The sequence below is a fragment of the Flavonifractor sp. An100 genome, assembly GCF_002161175.1.
Lineage (GTDB): Bacteria > Bacillota > Clostridia > Oscillospirales > Oscillospiraceae > Lawsonibacter.
This window is the reverse complement of record NZ_NFMA01000018.1, coordinates 42,590-58,945: the sequence shown is the minus strand read 5'-3', so window position 1 is coordinate 58,945 and position 16,356 is coordinate 42,590. Positions and strand designations below refer to the sequence as shown.

Genomic DNA, 16,356 nt, shown 5'->3' with positions numbered 1-16,356 from the left:
CGGGAGCCGGAGCGGGGGCGGGAGCGGCCGGCTGAGGAGCGGGGGCGTCCCGCATGGCCTGACGGAGCATCCCTAAAAATTCCTTTGGCCGGAAGTCCTGCATGATGGCCCGCAGCACCTTATTTTCCAGGGCGGGGTCCGTGACCCCATTGCGCCGGGACAGCTCGGCCACCAGAGAGCACAGCGTGCCGTAGTCGGAACAGGGCTCTTTGGACGGGATGTACAGGTAGCTCACCTCGCCTCCCTGCCGGTCCACAAAGAGATACTGTGGGTCCATCACAAAGGAGTAGGGGGTCAAAAACCAGTCTCCGCAGTCCAGCAGCGGCTGGAGCACCTGCTCCCAGAACGCCACATAGTCCCTGGGGCTGCGGCTGCCGAAGCGGTATTGCAGCTTCGTCCGGCTGCCCAGCTGGTAGGTGCACTCCACCTGGCCGTTGACGCTGCGGTGCCGGAAGGGCACCAGAAATCCGGGCGGGTCAAATTGAATGGTTTCCAAGGCCTTTCGGTCCAGCTCTTCCTCGGGAAAGGTCACCACCAGCATGGCTCCGGCGGACAGGTCGCTTTTACTCTGGATGGTGTAATTCATAGGCTCAACCCCTTTTCATACTCCAATAGCGTGATAAACTGCCAGCCATCCGCGGTGCGCACCGGGGCGCTGCCCTGGCTGAAGCTCTTGGCCTGGAGGAAAAGAGGTTCGATGACCATCTCACCAGACAGGCTCACATAGCCCCAAAAGTCTCCGTCCTTCACCGCGGCCAGGTGCTGGCCGAAGGAGAGGGCGTCGTCAAAGCGGAAGTCGATCTGGACGTTGCCCTGGGTGTCGATAAAGCCCCACCTGCCGTCCCGCTCCACCGCGGCGTAGCCGTCGGCAAAGGGACGGGCGTCCTGGTAGGGCTCCCCCACCTGCTCGCCGTCCACCAGCAGCAGCACCTGATCCCCCTGGCGGACGAACACGGCCCCCTGGGCATAGCAGCGGCCCAGCTCATCCTGGATGATCTGGTCGTATTCGGGCGGGACGAGCCACTCGTTTTCCAAGTCCACCACGCCCCATTTCCCCCCGCTCTTAGCCGGGGCGTATCCATCGGAATACATGCCGATCTCCTCAAAGGCGGCGCTGCCCACCGCAAATTCCCCGCTGGCCCGATGCCAGCCGTCCTCCAGCTTCAGGGCCACCCGGTCCTGGGCGTAGTTGCCGAAATCCCCGGCCTGCTCGTGGAGCTTGGCCAGGCGGTTGTTGTTCTGGTCCACGGCGGTGATCAGGCCGTCCTCACTCACAATGGTCCGCCCGTTCCAGCAGGTGCTGACCTTGTCGTACTGGCAGGGGATGAGCAGGGAGCCGGTGGCGTCCGCCAGCCCCCACTTCCCGTCCAGCTGGACCTGGATGGTGTTGCCCACGGTGGCGGTCACGTTCTGATAGGTGGAACGCTCCAGCTTGAACAGATAGCGGTTGGCCTCATAGAGGTCCACCAGCCCCTGGTCCCCCGTCTTGGCAATGCCGTCCCGCAGCACCTCCAGAGCGGTGCTCTCCTTGGAGATGTCCAGATAGTACTCCGCCGCCTCCCGGAACACGTCGGGCTTGGGATCCTTCCGGGCCATCTGCTGTTCCAGCAAACTGGTATACTTGCTCCGGTAGCCGCTTTGATCAAACAGGTGGATATAGACCTGCTTGAGCAGCTCCTCGGCCTGCTCGGTGTGCTTTCCGCTGTATCCCACCGCCTCTTCCAGCACGGGGACGCAGCGGATGTAGACCTCGTCTTCCAGGTAGGCCTGCGCCTGCGCAATCAGCTCCGCCTGGCGCTGTGTATCTGATTTGGCCGTAATGGCCATCAGCCAGGACAGCAGGAGCAGCGCCGCGCAGCCCGCCGCCAACAATATCCTCTTTCCACGCTTCAAACCCAGTAACCTCCTATCGGAACACCATTGTCAATACCATACCCACATACAAAAAAGGCACCAAAGGGATGGTATCTCTTCGCCCGATCCGTTTCAGCCCCAGCAGGACCAACCCTGTCACGGCCGAGAGGACGCATCCATACAGCATGGCGGGCAGGACGTTTGCGGCTCCCAGATACAGCCCGGCCACCGCCATGAATTTTACGTCCCCTCCCCCCAGCCCCTTTCGGCTGATCAGGTATACCACCAGAAACACTCCTCCGGCCAGAAGGAAGCCCACTCCTCCGCTGATGAGGGCCACCAGAGCCGTATCCGTTTGGAAAAACAGCTGGGGCACCAGCACCAGCACCCAGGCGCCCAGCATGCCCGTCACCAGCTGGTTGGGCACCCGCTTTTGCCGCAGATCCCAGAGCGCCGCCCCGTAGCCGAAGGCCAGCAGCAGTATCCACAGCAGAAGGGAGATCCCCTCCATGCTGCCCAGGCGCAGCGCCAGCACCACACCGGCCAGGGGAAGCAGGGGCAGCCAGCAGATCACTTCTTTTTTCACCGCTGATACCCCTCTCCATTGCCTCCCAGCCAGGCCTTGGTCTTTACCACCTGGGAGATTTTCAGAGACGGCTCAAAGGGCAGCGGGAGCGCGCCGAAGGTATAATTGACCTCATAGCGCACCGCCAGCTTCACGTTTCCGTCGGCGTCCAAAAGGATGCTGTCATTGCCCGCCCCGTCAAAGTCGTAGAAGGTCAGGCCGTCCAGCCCCTCCTCCACGCCAAAGGCCTTTAAAAACTCGTCGCCGGTCATGGCCCCGTTGGACAGGTACCGGCCCACCATGGCCTTCACTCCGGCGGCAAAGACGCTGTTCTCTACCTCCTGCAGCCCGTAGTTGAGCACCAGGCGGAGGGTCTGCTTGGGATCTGAGGCGGTGTCCTCCATCCATCCCTTGGCCTGACCCAGGGCCGCCTCGCCGCTGGCCCCCACCTGGTCGGGAGACAGGTTCTCCATCCCCGTCAGGACCCCCTCCAGGTTGGTGCGGAACTCATCGATCTCCCCCTGGACCTGGCCGGCCTGACTGGCCATATTGGTCATGTGGCCCGCCGCCCCCGTCACATCCAGCACATAGCTGTACATGGACAGGGCCTGGGCCGCCTGGGTCATGGCGTAATGCACCCGTACCTGGACCACGGTGATGTTGATGAGGCTGAGGATCGCCACCATGAACAGTACGAACAGGGTGAAGGACCCCAGGGTCTCCACCACAATGTATCCGCCTTCGTCCTTTCTTCCCATCTCCATCAGAACCCCCTGTAATCCGTCACCGAAAGGGCCAGAGTGCCCGGCGGGACGGTGCCGTTGACGCCGCGCTGGAACAGCGGCATGGACAAAAACAGCATGCGCAGGTCCACCGTGGTGGTCAGACTGAAATCGGTGATGGCCTGCCCCATGTCAAACCGCTCCGCCTTGCTCATGGCATCCTCCCGGGCCGTCCGGTCGGACAGATTCCCGATGTTCTCCTTCTTGTTGGTCACATTCAGGGAGATCAGCTCCGATGCCCGCTGGGCCAGGGTATCCCCGTCCTTGAGCAGCAGGAACAGCCGCACGTAATCCTTATAGGAGAGGGCGGGCTCCGGATCGCTGTCCTGGTCACCCTTCTTGGACGTGATCTCCCCCGCCGTGCCGGCCGCCGCATCGATGACTCCGCTTACGCTGAACCGCCACGTGCTGTTGGTCTTATACAGGGCGATCTCCGCCCCGGACCGCAGGGCCTTCACGTCCAGGGCCGCCTCCGCCATGGCGATGGCCACCCGGGCCAGCTCCGCGATGACAAAGGCGAAGGGACCCAGGCCGCTCAGAGCCGCCTTGACCCCGTTGACCGCCGTGTTCACCTCCGAGATGCTGAAGGAGGCCACATAGTCGAAGACGAACCGCACCAGAAACAGCATGCTGGTGACCGCCTTGAGGTTGTTTTTGGCGGAGTGCAGGTCGCCGTTATAGAGGTACTCCAGCTCCGACTGGAAATAGTAGTTGACGTCGGTGCTCAGGGGGATCCCGGCCATATTGGTCTCGCTGCCGTCCTCTTCCGTGGAGTAGCAGGAGAACATCTCGCTGCAGTAGGTCAGCAGCAGGATCTTGTCGGCGGCCTTCCCGGCCATATCCCCCAAGCTGCTGAGCAGGTTTCCGTTCAGCGCGTTTTTGGTCTCATCCTTGGCCGCGTCCTCGTCCCCCCAGTCGGTTCCCGAGCCGAAATTGGAGCTGTCGTTGGCCGGGGACTCCTCCTTGTATTTCCAGGCCCCCTCGGGCTCATAGGTCCAGCCGTCAAACAGCCCCTGGGCCTTGGAAAACAGGGAGGTCACCGCCTGTTTGGCCGTGTCCTTTTTGTCGCTGTCCCCCTCATTCTTATACATGCTCTCCAGGACCTGATAAAATTCCCGGTTCTTGGTGGTGAAGCTGCTGTCCTGGAAGAGGAGGAACTTCCCCGGCAGGGAATAGGAACAGTTGCTCATCTCCTGCAACTGCTTCAGGGTGTCCGGCAGCTTTTCGGCGCGCTGCTCATTTTCCAGTTCAAACGCGATTGAAAACTCCGAAATGTGGTCCAGGTCCTTTAAATTGTTCAGAGAGATGCTGGGGGAGCCGTCGCTCTGGTCCTTCAAGCACACCGTATCCAGCAGGTCGATCACCGACTGGATCTGGGGCCCGTTCTTGGCTGACACGGCGCTGGCCATGGGCTCCAGCTTGTATTTCAGCAGGTCCCGATAGCGGTCCAGTGTGGATTTTCCGTCCGCATCCTTCTGCTCCATGCCCTTTTTCAGGTCAGAGGAACACTCCCCGCTGTTCAGCTGCCCCTCCAGATCCGACAGCAGCTCCTCCAGTTCGCTCTTCTTTTCGTCCGCCGACTGGCACAGCTTCTCCAGCTCCGCCAGCAGCTTCATGTCGTTTTCCAGGGTCTTTTTCCAGTCCCCGATGGCCTTGCTCAGGCCGTCGCTCTTATAGCTGCTGGCCCAATAGCCCTCCTGAAACTCGCCGCTGCCATCAAAATCCCCGGGAATCCACCCCTGCTGGACCGTTCCCCCTTTGAGCAGCGAGGCAATGTTGTCCTTGATATCCTGGAACTTGGTCTCCAGGTCGGTGAGGTACTCCTCCATCCGGCCTTCCCGCTTCCCTTCTGTCCACATCCAACGGGTGTTGTACAGACTCTTGAGCTCCTCATGGACATTTTTCAGGTATGTATTCACCGACTGCATGGCTGAATTTTCATGCTGCTCGATCTGATTCACTTCCTGGATCTTGGCGTATATCCTTTTATAAATCTTTTCGATGTCCTCCACCTTGTCATCCAGATCCATCTTGGTCTTGATGACCTTGGCGTCGGCCTTGACCTTTTCGAAGGAGTCCAGGATACCCAGGATCTCCTCCACAATGATCACCGGGGCCCGGAACTTGGCGTACTCCTCGATCTGGCGGCGCAGGACCTCCTGGTTTTTCAGGTTCTTGTCCGCGGCGGGGACAATTTCCCCCGCATTCAGATTGGAACCGTAGAACAGCTGGAAGGTACCCATGCCCTCCTCCTGCCAGTCCTCCCCAAACACGCTCACCTGGATATAGTCGTCGATCATACCGGCCAGAGTGGGGTCATCCTTCATCACGCCGAACAGGCCGTACAGGTCCTGGAGCATGGCGTCGTAGCTGGCCAGCACCGAGTTGGCCGCCAGCTGGTTGGCGTCCTGCACCACGCTGCGCGCCGCGAAAAGCCGGGCAATGTCAACTCCCGTGCCGCAGATCAGGGTGGCCGGAATGAGCAGCAGGGTGACGAATACCGTCACCGCTCCCCGGCAGTCCCGTAAGAATTTCCTCATACTCTCGCCCCTATATCCCTAAAAACTCGGTGAATTTGTCGCACACCTTGCCCACGCTCTCAAATACCTTGGAAATTTCATATTTTTCGTCCAGATATTCCACAAAATCCACCGCTAAATCCACATTTCGAATAAATTCGTCTCCGTTTTCCACCACCGCCGTGGAGGTGACGGTGATGGGGATCTCTTTGGGAAAGCGGACGAAGGACAGGTCCACCGGGACCGGGATGGTGCGGGTGGCCGTCACCACCACCTCTTTATAGATCACGTAATTCACTACCCCCAGCTCCACCTTCAAATTCCCCGGGGGCTGAAAAATCCCCTGCTTCTCCACCGTGGTGACGATATCCTCGGCCTGGGAAGCCTCATCCGTCTTTGCCGTGTTGAGCACGGCCCGGAAGAGGGAGGCATACACATTCTCCAGATCTCCCCGCTCCTCCAGCCAGTAGTATTCCATATCGCCCTGGTCAAAGCGCAGCCAGGTGTCGCTGCGGCCGGTGGCAATGGCCGTGGCCGCATACTGGGTGGCACGCTGGAGCACCGCCCGGGTGGGCATATAGACAGCCAGCAGTACTAAGCCGGCAAACACCATGATAATAATGGGGAAAAGGATGGCCGCCTCGACCACGGCATCCCCTCTCGTATCCTTCCAGAGGCTGATTCGTTTGTTCAAGGCGGCCACTCTCCCTTTTTCTCTGTCTTTGAGGTTACGCAATGCCTCCGGCTTTTCCGGTGATCTGATCGAACAGTTCCTGCAGCCAGTCGCCCAGGAAGTTCCAGATCATCACCACGGCCAGCACCGCTACCAGAATGAGCAGCACGGCCACCACCACGCCGGACAGCCCCCGCTCATCCTTCTTCAGATCCTGGACAAAGCCGGTGACCGCCAGATAGGCCAACAGAGGAAGCCGATTGATTTGATTCCACATAAAACGCTCCATCTCCTTTCCTCCTCCCGCCTCACACCGGCGGAAGGATAATGCTCGTAATCTATGTACAAACGCCGCTTCCATTTCCATGGTCCCAGCGCAGGTACCCCTTTATCCCAGCCGGAACAGCCAGCTGACCCGTTTCAGCGGCTCCAAAATGGCCATCAGCCCCTCGGATGTCACTATGATCACGCCCAGTATCACCAGCAGCAGCAGAGACAGGAGGACCGGGCGCAGCATTCCTCCCGCCTCATCGTTCCAAAACGTCCTGACGCCCTTTTCCACGGTATCCGCCTTCCTTTCCCCGGTCGCCCCTTCCGCCGTCACAGGCTGGCAAAGTTCATGGCCACCGGCACCATAAGCATCACCAGAATGGTGACAAACAGCAGCATGGTGGGGATCATCAGCTTGGAATTGGCCTTTTCCGAATCCCGTTTGGCCGTGTGCCGCCGCTCCTGCCAGGCCTCGTGGGCCATCTCCTTGAGAAGCGCTCCGATTTCCGCGTTGCCCTTGGACTGGTTCTGGATGATGGCAGAGGCCAGCTTGGTGGTCTCCTTGGTGTTGCAGCGGTTGATAAAATTGGTATAGGCCGCCTCCGGGTCCACCAGGTTGTCCAGCTCCTCGGCGGTCCGGCGCATCTCCTGGTACAGCTCCAGCTCCTGACTTTCCGCCGTCTCCCGCCAGGCCCGGCTCATGATCATCCCGGACGTGACCAGCAGGGCCAGCTTGGACACCACGTTGGGGAACTGGCGGCTGATGGCCTCTCTGCGCTTGGTCACCTGGTCGCTGATCTCATCGTACAGCGCATACACCAGCACCAGCACCGCCGCCGTCCCCACGCTCATCACCGCCAGGCCCGCGCTGGCGTTTCCGCTGCCCAGAAGGAGGGTCCCCAGCATCAGGGACAGGGCCACCCCTAAAATGGGGTAGGAGAGCAGCTTGGCCAGCAGCTGCTTGCTCTTATTGATGGCAAACTTTTTGCCGTAAATCTCTGTGTACTGGGACACGATCTTCTTATAGACTCCGCTGCGGCCAATGCCTTCCACCCGCCGCTGGAGCACGTAGCCGGGAATGACAAACAGGCTGACGCTGCGCAGGTCGCCCCTTTGCAGCCGCTGATTGTCCCGCTCCAGACGCCGCAGCTCCTTTTCGCCCGTGTCGCCCAAAAACAGCCCCATTACCCGGGCCGCCGCTCCGTGGTACTCGGCCAGCTTCTCCCGGCGCTGGCGGGCCTTGCGGCGGACGTTGTCCGCCTGGGTTCGGTTGTCCAGCACCTGATTGTAGGCCGCCGTGATCCAGTCCTCCTGGCAGGCCATACCCAGCAAAAGGAACCAGGCCACTGTCAGCGCTGTGGCCAGCGCCATTACAACAATGAGCAAAGCCCTTCCCTCCCTATATCTTTACGTTGCTGAATTTACGGGCCATCACAAAGCTGATGATAAACACCACCAGCCCTCCCGTGGCCACCATACGGCCCACCGCCGTGGTGTAGATGGCGTCCATAAAGCCCGCTCCGGCGTAGCCGATGACCCCCAGGATGACCAGGGGCATGAAGAGCATGATGTTGACCTCTGATTTGGCGGCGGTCATCAGCGTGTCGATCTCCATTTCGATCTCCATTTTGTCGGCAATGATCTGCTGGGTCTCCCGAATGATTTCGTCGGCCCGGCTGGACTTGCCCTCAATGGTGGCGTAGATGGAGGCGAAGCTGGCCACGTCCTCCAGGCCGCTGCGCCGGGCGAAATCGGAGAAGGCCTGGGAGAGGGGGACGGCGTTATGGAACTTTCCGATGATTCCGTCCAGCTCCACCAGGATGTCGCTGCGCTCGGGGTAGATGAGGGCCAGGTCCTCCCGGGCGCTCTCCAGCGCCTTCAGCACCGGATTGCCCGCCCGCATGGCCACCGACATGGCCTGAAGCAGGTCGAAAAACTGCTCCCGCAGCTTGAACTTCCGTTTGCGCAGAGCGCCCTGCTCCGCGGCGAAAATGTTGACGGTTCCCGCGGCCACACCGCCCACCAGCGCCGCCGGGAGCAGCTTATAGAAGATGTACAGGACCGCGAAGCCTCCCAAAAAGCCGGCGAAAAAGGCCAGCACACTGTCCAGCATGCCCTTTCCGCTGCGGGTATAGTCGGGCAGTGCGGACCCGCCCGCCGTCTGTTTGGACTGCTTGGGCGGCTTGGGCGGCTTCGGCTGCCTGGATGGCTTCGTCCCCTTGGCCTGGGGGGCCTCCTGCGGAGCCTGGGGGGCAGGCGCGAACAAATTGTTTCCCATGGTTACTCTCCCACCTTAAATCACTCGGTCGATACCGGCGTTGCGCAGCTTTTGGACGTTGCGCATGGGGTTTTCCGTGCGCAGCAGCGCACCCACCACCTTGGACTTGGTACTCTCCGGGCCCTCCCGGAACTGGTAGAGGGGATTGACCACAAATTGCCGCTGGGCGGTATCGTAGCCCAGAATCTCCACGATCTCCATGGTCTTCCGGCTCTTGTCCCGGAGCCGGGAGAGGTGGATGACAATGTCCACCGCCGAGGCGATCTGCTGGCGGATGGCCTCCAGCGGCAGCCCCTCCGCTCCCTGGAGCACCATCGTCTCCAGACGGCGGAGCATATCCGCGGTGGAGTTGGCGTGGCCGGTGGACAAAGAGCCGTCGTGGCCGGTATTCATTGCCTGGAGCATATCCAGCGCCTCCGCGCCGCGCACCTCGCCCACCACGATCCGGTCCGGGCGCATACGCAGGGCCGACTTGATCAGATCCCGGATGGTGATGGCGCCGCTGCCGTCGGGGCCGGCGTTGCGGGTCTCCAGGCGGACCAGGTTGTCGATGTTCTTGATCTGAAGCTCAGCGGAGTCCTCAATGGTGATGATCCGTTCATCCCGGGGGATAAAGTTGGACAGGGCATTGAGAAAGGTGGTCTTGCCGCTGCCCGTTCCGCCGCTGACAAAGATGTTGTAGCGGGAGGAGACCAGCAGGCGCAGCACATCGGCCACCTCAGGGGTGATGGAGCCGTATTGGATGAGCTTCTCCACCGTCATGGCCTCTTTGGGGAAGCGGCGGATGGTGACGATGGGTCCGTTGAGGGCCACCGGGGGCATGACCACGTTGACACGGGAGCCGTCCTCCAGGTGGGTGTCCACAATGGGCTCGCTCTCATTGACCGCCCGCCCCGCCTGGGAGACGAACTTGGTGATGATGGTCTCCAGCTCCTGGCGGCTTTCAAACTGGCTGTCCAGCTTGGTCAGCCGTCCCGCCCGCTCCACAAAGATGTCCCGGTAGCCGTTGATCATCACCTCTGTGATATTGGGATCGGCAATGATCTGCCCCAACACACCCAGTCCCCGGATGGATTCGTATACCGCGGTGGTCACCAGCCGCTTTTCCATAAAATTCAGGCCGGACAGCTCCCGGTAGGCCTCCGGACTGCTGGTCCGGGCCCACTCCAGCTTCTTTTCCAGGGTGGCGGCGATCAGAGCCTGGAGCTGATGGTCATCCATGCTGGTCAAATCCGGATGGCTGTGGACCTCTGTTTTTAACTGTGCGATGAGCTGATTTCGGGTGCTCTCAGTCATGGGACGGGCTCCTCTCTCTGTCCGGTTTACGCCTGGAAGGAACTGCTGGCCGACAGGGTTTTATACACCGTTACGGGATCGTCGGACTTCACATAGGGCAGAGAAACCGTCCGCTCTCCCCGGACCTCCTCCGGGCGGCATCCCTTATTGGCCACCAGTACCAGCTTGGGCAGCAGCTGGCCGTACACATTGTTCTGGTCCCGGAACTGCTTCCACTTGCTCCAGCCGATCCGGGAGCCGTCCAGTACCACATAGATCTGGCCGGCACAGTCCAGCAGCTCCCGCACCCGCTGGTCACACACCGCCGGCAGATCCAGTACCACCTCATCCGCCCCCTGGCCGCAGGCCTCCGCCAGCCGCTTCAGGTCCTGGGGGGTGAGGAGATTCATGTCGTCGTAATTGTCGGGGCAGCAGAAATAAGACAGGCCGGAGGCGCCGTCCTGCTGGCGGATGCTCTGCATCAGCAGGCCCAGATCGCTGTCCAGCTTTTCAAACGCGGTGCTGATGCTCTTGCCTCCCATGGGGAAGCAGGCCGGGACGCTGGAAAAATGCTCCAGATTCAGGTAGACCACCCGCCGGCCCTCCGCGGCCAGCCGGGCCCCGTAGGCCAGGGCCACGGTTGTCTTGCCGGTTCCGCCCGCCGGGCCCCAGACCGCCGTGATTCTGGCCCGGTTTTCCCCTTCCCTTCGTCCGCCGCCCGACACCTGGGCATATTCCTCCAGGATGGTCCCCACCAGGGCGGAGATGCGCTGGTACTGCCGCACGCGGTGCAGCTGCTCCAACGCCCCCTCCACCGGTGTGGCTCCGTCCCAGAGCAGCAAAGGCAGGCGAATCCCTTCCAGCCTGGCCTGCTGGGCCATGGAGGGCGACAGCAGGGCCACCTCAAAGCTCGTCCGGCCGCTCAGCTCTCCCAGCCGCTCCTCGCTGGAACATACGCTCACCTCAAACAGATCGCTGTACCGCTCCAGCAGCACCTGAGACAGATGCTCCACATAGTCTTCGTCCCGTATTCCGATCAACAGCTGGATTTTCATACCCTTTCCTCATCCTCTGCTCTTTACTATGGCCACGGAGATGTTGTCCGGCTCTCCCCGGTCCACCACATACTCCACCAGGTGCTCCATTGCCTTCCGGAACTCGCCCCGGTCCGCCCGCTCCAGCTGGCGGCTCAGATAGTCCGGCTCCATCCGCTTATACAGTCCGTCTGAACACAGCAGGAAGATCCGCTTTTCGCTCTCCCCCTCGCTGTAAAACAAAGACGGCCGGCTGCTGCGGCCGATGCACTCGGACAGCTTCCCCTCCTGGGTGATGTCATCCCGGGTTAGCTGCCGCAGTCCTTCCTCGCCCCAGCTGTAGATCCGGCTGTCTCCCGCATGGACAATATAGTACCGCCCTCCCGTCAGCAATAAGGCGGAAAGGGTGGTTGCAGTACGTATTCCCAGGTTCCGCGCCTGGTCTATGATTTGTTCATTGATGCGCAGCACCGCTTGACGAAGATTCAGGCCCGCCCGGCTTATGTCCTCCAGTCCGTTCAGCCACGCCCCCAGCTGCTGCACTGCCTGCGACGCCGCCAGCGCTCCGCTCTCCAGGCTGCCCACCCCGTCGCACACCACCGCCAGACAGATCCACTCCCCGGCAATGGTCCGCTCCTTCACCAGCAGACTGTCCATATTGGTGGGGCGCCGGTTCCGCAGGCTGATGCCGTCATAGTACCGGCCCCGCATTACTCCAATTCCTCCACAGGCCGGGAAGACGCCCCCGCCTTTTTCCGCAGCCTGCCTCTCAACCGGCTGAGGGTGACGGGAGTCATCCCCAGGTAAGAGGCGATATACCGGCCGCTGATCATCTGGGCCAGCTCCGGATAACGTTTCAAAAACCACTCGTAGCGCTGCATAGCTGTATATTGATACATCAGCATCTTGACTTCCCAGTGGCGTTCCAGGGCCTGGATCAAGTACTGGTTGTACAGCCGGCACAGCTGGGGATTCTCCTCAATCAGCTGGATCGCCGCGGGCACCGGGATCTTCAGCACCTCGCAGGGGGTCACCGCCTCAATGCTGATCTGGGCGACCTGGTCCAGCCGGTTGCAGGGCATGGCCGCCTCTCCGGGGCGATAGGCAAAGCAGTCTGTGATGTCCTTTCCGTTCAAATCGATCAAAAAGCCGCGCAGAACCCCCGAAAGCAAAAAGGTCAGGCTGGTCAGCCTCTGTCCGCTCTCAAACAGCAGCTCTCCTTTATTAAAATGCTCTATCTTGGCTATCTGGAGGACCTGCCCTACGGTCCCCTCATCCGTAAGGTGCAAATAGTCCCTCAGGAACTCTTGAATCTCCATCCTGTCACCCTCTTGGCATGGCAGATATCGAACCATTTTCTTTTGATTTTTTTATTATTAGTTGCAACTAGCTTCCAGCATTATCCTAGGTCAATTTTTTTCGTTTCTCAGGCCTTTTTCCTCTTTTTTCCTGAACGTCCGCCCCATTTCAAAGGCCCTGGCCCCCCTTTCTCCCCCACTCCGGCTTATAACAATGCTCCCGCTTCCTTTGCAGAGGACCGGGAGCGGCTGCTTTGCTCTGGTTATTCACAAACACTTATGGAATTATGCATCGTAACGTATTGGAAATTTCCCCTGAAATCCGGTAAGATGAAAGCCAGATGGGGCGGGGCCCCATTGATCTATCCGCCGAAAACGAGGAGGAACGCTATATGGCGAAAATACTGGTCACCGAAGCCATCCACCAGGCCGGACTGCAGGCGCTGACCCAGGCCGGACATCACCTTGTCCTGGCCGACCGGAATATGGACGTCATCCGCCGGGAGCTCCCCGACTGTGACGCCATCATCGTCCGCATCATCGAACTTCCGGGGCAGCTGCTGGAACAGGCCAAGGCCCTGAAAATCATCAGCAAGCACGGCGTCGGTGTGGACAACATCGACCTGGACTACTGCAAACGCCGGGGCATCGCCGTCACCATCACCCCCAACGCCAACGCCCAGTCCGTGGCGGAGCACGCCTTTACTCTGATGGCCGCTCTGGCCAAACACCTGATTCCCGTCAGCCGCAAATACCGCACCGCGGGGTTCTCCGCCAAAAATTATGCCCCCGGCGTGGAACTGACCGGAAAAACGTTGGGCGTCATCGGCGCGGGGAACATCGGGTCACGGCTGATCCACATGTGCCGGTATGGGTTCCATATGCGGGTGCTGGCCTATGATCCCTATCTCTCCCAGGCGCCCGAGGGCGCGGAGCTGGTCCCCCTGGACCAGCTGCTGGCACAGGCCGACTTTGTCTCCCTCCACTGTCTTTTGAACGACACCACCCGAGGGATGATCAACGCCCAGCGGCTGTCCCAAATGAAGCCCACCGCCTTCCTCATCAACTGCGCCCGGGGTCCGGTGGTAGACGAAGCCGCCCTCCTTCACGCCCTGCAATCCAAAACCATTGCCGGCGCCGGGCTGGATGTGACCGATCCCGAGCCCCTCGCCCCAGACAGCCCCCTGTTCCAAATGGGCAACGTGATCGTGACCCCTCACTACGCCCCCACCACGCTGGAGGCGGCCATCCGGGTGTCCCGCATCGCCGCGGAAAACGTCCACTCCTATTTGTCCGGCCAGCAGCCGGAGGGCCGTCTGGTATAACCTCCCCTCCCTCCGCTCCGATCCCCGCACGCCGGAGCACCCTCTCTCCTGACGGGAACAGCAGCGCCGCCCCCTCCCCCGCAAGCAGGGTGAGGGGGCGGCGTTTGTCACCGGCTCCCGGACGCAGGGGGGCCCCAAAGGAGCCCCGCAAGCGCCCGCAGATTTCGTTTTCCGTCGGCTGTCCGGGGGATCACCACCGGGTCAGTTCCAGATAGAGGTCCTTATACTGCCGGGCCGACTTTTCCCAGGAAACATCCTTTGCCATATCCCTCTGGACCACCTCGTCCCAGTGGTAACGGTTGTTGAAATAGAGGGTTTTGGCCCGGTTGATGGCGCCCAGCAGCAGCTCGGCGTCATAGCGGTCAAAGGTGAAGCCGTTTCCGTCGCCGGTAAACTCGTTGTAGGGCTCCACCGTATCCTTCAGGCCGCCCGTCTCCCGGACGATGGGCAGGGTGCCGTAGTGCATGGCGTTGAGCTGGGTCAGGCCGCAGGGCTCAAACCGGGAGGGCACCAGCAGGGAGTCCGACCCGGCGTAGATCCGGTGGGCCCTGGCCTCATCGTATTGGATGCAGGCGCTGAAGGACCCCCGGTAGGCGTCCTCGTAATAGCGGAAGGCGTTTTCATACTCCTTGTCCCCCGTGCCTAAAACCACGATCTGGGTGTTGCCGTCCATCACCTGGGGAATGACGGCGTTGACCAGATCCAACCCCTTCTGGTTGGTGAGGCGGGAGATCAGGCCGATCACAAACTTGCCCGCGTCCTCTTCCAGGCCCAGCTCCTTTTGCAGGGCCAGCTTGTTTTCCATCTTGTGCTCCAGCACGCTGCCAAGGCCGTAGTTCACCGCCAGCGCGGGGTCGGTCTCCGGGTTCCACATGCCGTAGTCGATGCCGTTGACAATCCCCCGCAGCTTGCCGCTGTGGTAGCGCAGGTGGTCCTCCAGGTTTTCCCCGTATTCCGCGGTCTGGATCTCCGAGGCATAGGTGCCGCTGACGGTGGTAATCCGGTCGGCATAAGCCAGTCCGCCCTTGAGCATGTTGGCGTCCACCCAGTTCTGCTGCAGGGCTCCCATGCGGAACACCTCGTCGGGCAGGCCGGACCAGTACCGGATGGTGGGGATATTGTAGATCCCCTGGAAACGCAGGTTGTGGATGGTGAGCACCGAACGGGCCCGCCCCACGGGAGTATCCCGGAACAGCGTGCGCAGATAGACCGGCACAAGGCCCGCCTGCCAGTCGTGGCAGTGGATGATATCGGGGATCCAGTCCATATAGTTCAGCGCGGCCAGAGCGGCTTTGCTGAGGAAGCAATATTTGGGGATGTCGTCCACCAGGTTGGTATAGGGCTTGCCGGCGGTGAAGAACTCCTGGTTGTCAATAAAGTCGTACACCACGCCGTCCCAGATGTACTCCATGATCCCCACATAGTAATTGCGTCCCGTATTGCCCAGGTCCATATAGAACTCGCCCCGGTACACCATCTTGTCCTGGTACTCCTGGGGAATGCAGGCATAGCGGGGCAAAATCACCCGTACATCACAGTTGAGCCGGGCCAGCTCCCGGGGCAGGGCATACATCACGTCCCCCAACCCTCCGGTTTTGACAAAGGGGTGGCACTCCGACCCGATAAACGCCACGCTCCTGCGGGGCTGGTCGCTGTACCCCGTTTCAACGGCGGCTTCCTGGACCTGGGCGGGCTCCTCCGCCGCAGCCTCCTTCTTCACCTCCTCAGCGGGCTTCTCCGCCGCAGCCTCCTCCTTCTGCGCAGCCTGGGCGGGGGCGGCCTTCTTTGCGGCGGGCTTGGCCTTTTTGGCCGCGGGGGCAGCCGGTTTCTCCTCCGGCACAGTCTTCTCCGCCGCTGGGGCCTCCTTCGTCTCCGCGGGGACGGGCTGTTCCGGGGCCGTTTGCCCGGCCTTCTTGACGGCCGGTTCCGTCTTCTTCACCCCGGAGGCCTTCTTTTTGGCCGCAGCCGGTTTCTTGTCCGCCGCAGCCGTCTTCCGTCCGGCGGGCGCTTTCTTTCCCTCGGGCTGTATTTGCTCCGCGGCAGGCGCGGTCGGAGCCGCCGCCGTGGGCTTCTCCGCCGCTTTCGTTTCCACTGCGGGAGCCTTCGTTTCCGCTGCGGGAGCCTCCGCCGCCTCAGCAGTCTCTTTCTTCTTGGAATCTGCTTTTCCCAGCGCCATGGTCGATCTTCCTTTCCTGTATCAAGATTGATGCTCCAAGTCCCCTGGCCGCCCGCTTCGGCCGCGGCCCGGTGACCATGTGTCTTCTTTTCCGGTTGGTGAGCAAAAGGGCTAAAACAAAAGTATAATAGCCGCTATGCGGTTATGATACCATAACGGCGCAGCCGGAATGGTATCATGTGTCCTCTTTTTCGGTTGCCCCGTGAGGGGCGAGAAAAAGGACTGAAAGAAAGTATAATAGCCGCTATGCGGCTATTATACCACATTCACTCTTGATTTGCTCCATGTTCTGGAAGAATTTGGATCA

The 16,356-nt window shown here is 60.9% G+C and carries 16 protein-coding genes; 1 reads left to right on the top strand and 15 read right to left on the bottom strand.

Annotation, left to right across the window (positions count from 1 at the left end):
* From B5E43_RS10665 to B5E43_RS10605, 14 genes are all read right to left on the bottom strand, one after another.
* Positions 1-586: DUF6382 domain-containing protein (locus tag B5E43_RS10665; protein WP_143382999.1), on the bottom strand; the 586-nt coding region annotated here is incomplete at its 3' end.
* The gene (locus B5E43_RS10660; RefSeq protein WP_143382998.1) at positions 583-1,893 is read right to left on the bottom strand and encodes a WG repeat-containing protein; all 1,311 of its coding nucleotides are present in this window, start codon (positions 1,891-1,893) and stop codon (positions 583-585) included. The genes B5E43_RS10665 and B5E43_RS10660, both read right to left, overlap by 4 nt.
* A 13-nt stretch (positions 1,894-1,906) precedes the next feature.
* Positions 1,907-2,440 (bottom strand): A24 family peptidase, encoded by a 534-nt coding sequence (locus B5E43_RS10655; RefSeq protein WP_087396559.1) that lies wholly within the window; start codon positions 2,438-2,440, stop codon positions 1,907-1,909.
* The gene (locus B5E43_RS10650; RefSeq protein ID WP_087396557.1) at positions 2,437-3,183 is read right to left on the bottom strand and encodes a hypothetical protein; all 747 of its coding nucleotides are present in this window, start codon (positions 3,181-3,183) and stop codon (positions 2,437-2,439) included. The genes B5E43_RS10655 and B5E43_RS10650 overlap by 4 nt, the downstream gene beginning before the upstream one ends.
* A complete protein-coding gene (locus B5E43_RS10645) occupies positions 3,183-5,741 on the bottom strand; it encodes a DUF5702 domain-containing protein (protein WP_087396555.1) in 2,559 nt (852 codons plus the stop codon). Before B5E43_RS10645 ends, B5E43_RS10650 begins: the two co-directional genes overlap by 1 nt.
* A 10-nt stretch (positions 5,742-5,751) precedes the next feature.
* On the bottom strand, positions 5,752-6,414 hold the full coding sequence (locus tag B5E43_RS10640; RefSeq protein WP_087396553.1) for a TadE/TadG family type IV pilus assembly protein: 663 nt from the start codon (positions 6,412-6,414) through the stop codon (positions 5,752-5,754).
* Positions 6,415-6,448: 34 nt separating this feature from the next.
* Complete coding sequence (locus B5E43_RS10635; protein WP_087396551.1) at positions 6,449-6,682, bottom strand: hypothetical protein; 234 nt, start codon at positions 6,680-6,682, stop codon at positions 6,449-6,451.
* Positions 6,683-6,781: 99 nt separating this feature from the next.
* Positions 6,782-6,955 carry a hypothetical protein gene (locus B5E43_RS15140; protein ID WP_158099030.1) on the bottom strand — a complete coding sequence of 58 codons (174 nt, stop codon included), beginning with the start codon at positions 6,953-6,955 and terminating at the stop codon, positions 6,782-6,784.
* Between the two features lie 38 nt (positions 6,956-6,993).
* Positions 6,994-8,049, bottom strand: coding sequence for a type II secretion system F family protein (locus tag B5E43_RS10630; RefSeq protein WP_087396549.1), 1,056 nt, complete (start codon positions 8,047-8,049; stop codon positions 6,994-6,996).
* Positions 8,050-8,062: 13 nt separating this feature from the next.
* Positions 8,063-8,941, bottom strand: a complete 879-nt coding sequence (locus tag B5E43_RS10625) for a type II secretion system F family protein (protein WP_087396547.1) — start codon at positions 8,939-8,941, stop codon at positions 8,063-8,065.
* A gap of 15 nt (positions 8,942-8,956) precedes the next feature.
* A complete protein-coding gene (locus tag B5E43_RS10620; protein ID WP_242964807.1) occupies positions 8,957-10,237 on the bottom strand; it encodes a CpaF family protein in 1,281 nt (426 codons plus the stop codon).
* A gap of 26 nt (positions 10,238-10,263) precedes the next feature.
* A complete protein-coding gene (locus tag B5E43_RS10615; RefSeq protein WP_087396545.1) occupies positions 10,264-11,271 on the bottom strand; it encodes a hypothetical protein in 1,008 nt (335 codons plus the stop codon).
* A gap of 9 nt (positions 11,272-11,280) precedes the next feature.
* Complete coding sequence (locus tag B5E43_RS10610; RefSeq protein ID WP_087396543.1) at positions 11,281-11,961, bottom strand: PP2C family serine/threonine-protein phosphatase; 681 nt, start codon at positions 11,959-11,961, stop codon at positions 11,281-11,283.
* Positions 11,961-12,569: a Crp/Fnr family transcriptional regulator gene (locus B5E43_RS10605; RefSeq protein WP_158099029.1), complete on the bottom strand. Its 609-nt coding sequence runs from the start codon at positions 12,567-12,569 to the stop codon at positions 11,961-11,963. The genes B5E43_RS10610 and B5E43_RS10605 overlap by 1 nt, the downstream gene beginning before the upstream one ends.
* A gap of 371 nt (positions 12,570-12,940) precedes the next feature.
* On the opposite strand from B5E43_RS10605, the gene B5E43_RS10600 reads away from it, so the two are divergent.
* Positions 12,941-13,873 carry a hydroxyacid dehydrogenase gene (locus B5E43_RS10600; RefSeq protein ID WP_158099028.1) on the top strand — a complete coding sequence of 311 codons (933 nt, stop codon included), beginning with the start codon at positions 12,941-12,943 and terminating at the stop codon, positions 13,871-13,873.
* A gap of 190 nt (positions 13,874-14,063) precedes the next feature.
* On the opposite strand, the gene B5E43_RS10595 is transcribed toward B5E43_RS10600, so the two are convergent.
* Positions 14,064-16,049: a glycogen/starch synthase gene (locus B5E43_RS10595; protein WP_343214305.1), complete on the bottom strand. Its 1,986-nt coding sequence runs from the start codon at positions 16,047-16,049 to the stop codon at positions 14,064-14,066.
* Positions 16,050-16,356 lie beyond the last annotated feature (307 nt).

What these genes read in the sequence shown, in the direction of transcription:
- B5E43_RS10650 (WP_087396557.1), bottom strand. Translation starts at nt 3,183, where the DNA reads ATGGAGATGGGAAGAAAGGACGAAGGCGGATACATTGTGGTGGAGACC.
- B5E43_RS10645 (WP_087396555.1), bottom strand. Translation starts at nt 5,741, where the DNA reads ATGAGGAAATTCTTACGGGACTGCCGGGGAGCGGTGACGGTATTCGTC.
- B5E43_RS10635 (WP_087396551.1), bottom strand. Translation starts at nt 6,682, where the DNA reads ATGGAGCGTTTTATGTGGAATCAAATCAATCGGCTTCCTCTGTTGGCC.
- B5E43_RS10625 (WP_087396547.1), bottom strand. Translation starts at nt 8,941, where the DNA reads ATGGGAAACAATTTGTTCGCGCCTGCCCCCCAGGCTCCGCAGGAGGCC.
- B5E43_RS10620 (WP_242964807.1), bottom strand. Translation starts at nt 10,237, where the DNA reads ATGACTGAGAGCACCCGAAATCAGCTCATCGCACAGTTAAAAACAGAG.
- B5E43_RS10615 (WP_087396545.1), bottom strand. Translation starts at nt 11,271, where the DNA reads ATGAAAATCCAGCTGTTGATCGGAATACGGGACGAAGACTATGTGGAG.
- B5E43_RS10610 (WP_087396543.1), bottom strand. Translation starts at nt 11,961, where the DNA reads ATGCGGGGCCGGTACTATGACGGCATCAGCCTGCGGAACCGGCGCCCC.
- B5E43_RS10605 (WP_158099029.1), bottom strand. Translation starts at nt 12,569, where the DNA reads ATGGAGATTCAAGAGTTCCTGAGGGACTATTTGCACCTTACGGATGAG.
- B5E43_RS10600 (WP_158099028.1), top strand. Translation starts at nt 12,941, where the DNA reads ATGGCGAAAATACTGGTCACCGAAGCCATCCACCAGGCCGGACTGCAG.
- B5E43_RS10595 (WP_343214305.1), bottom strand. Translation starts at nt 16,049, where the DNA reads ATGGCGCTGGGAAAAGCAGATTCCAAGAAGAAAGAGACTGCTGAGGCG.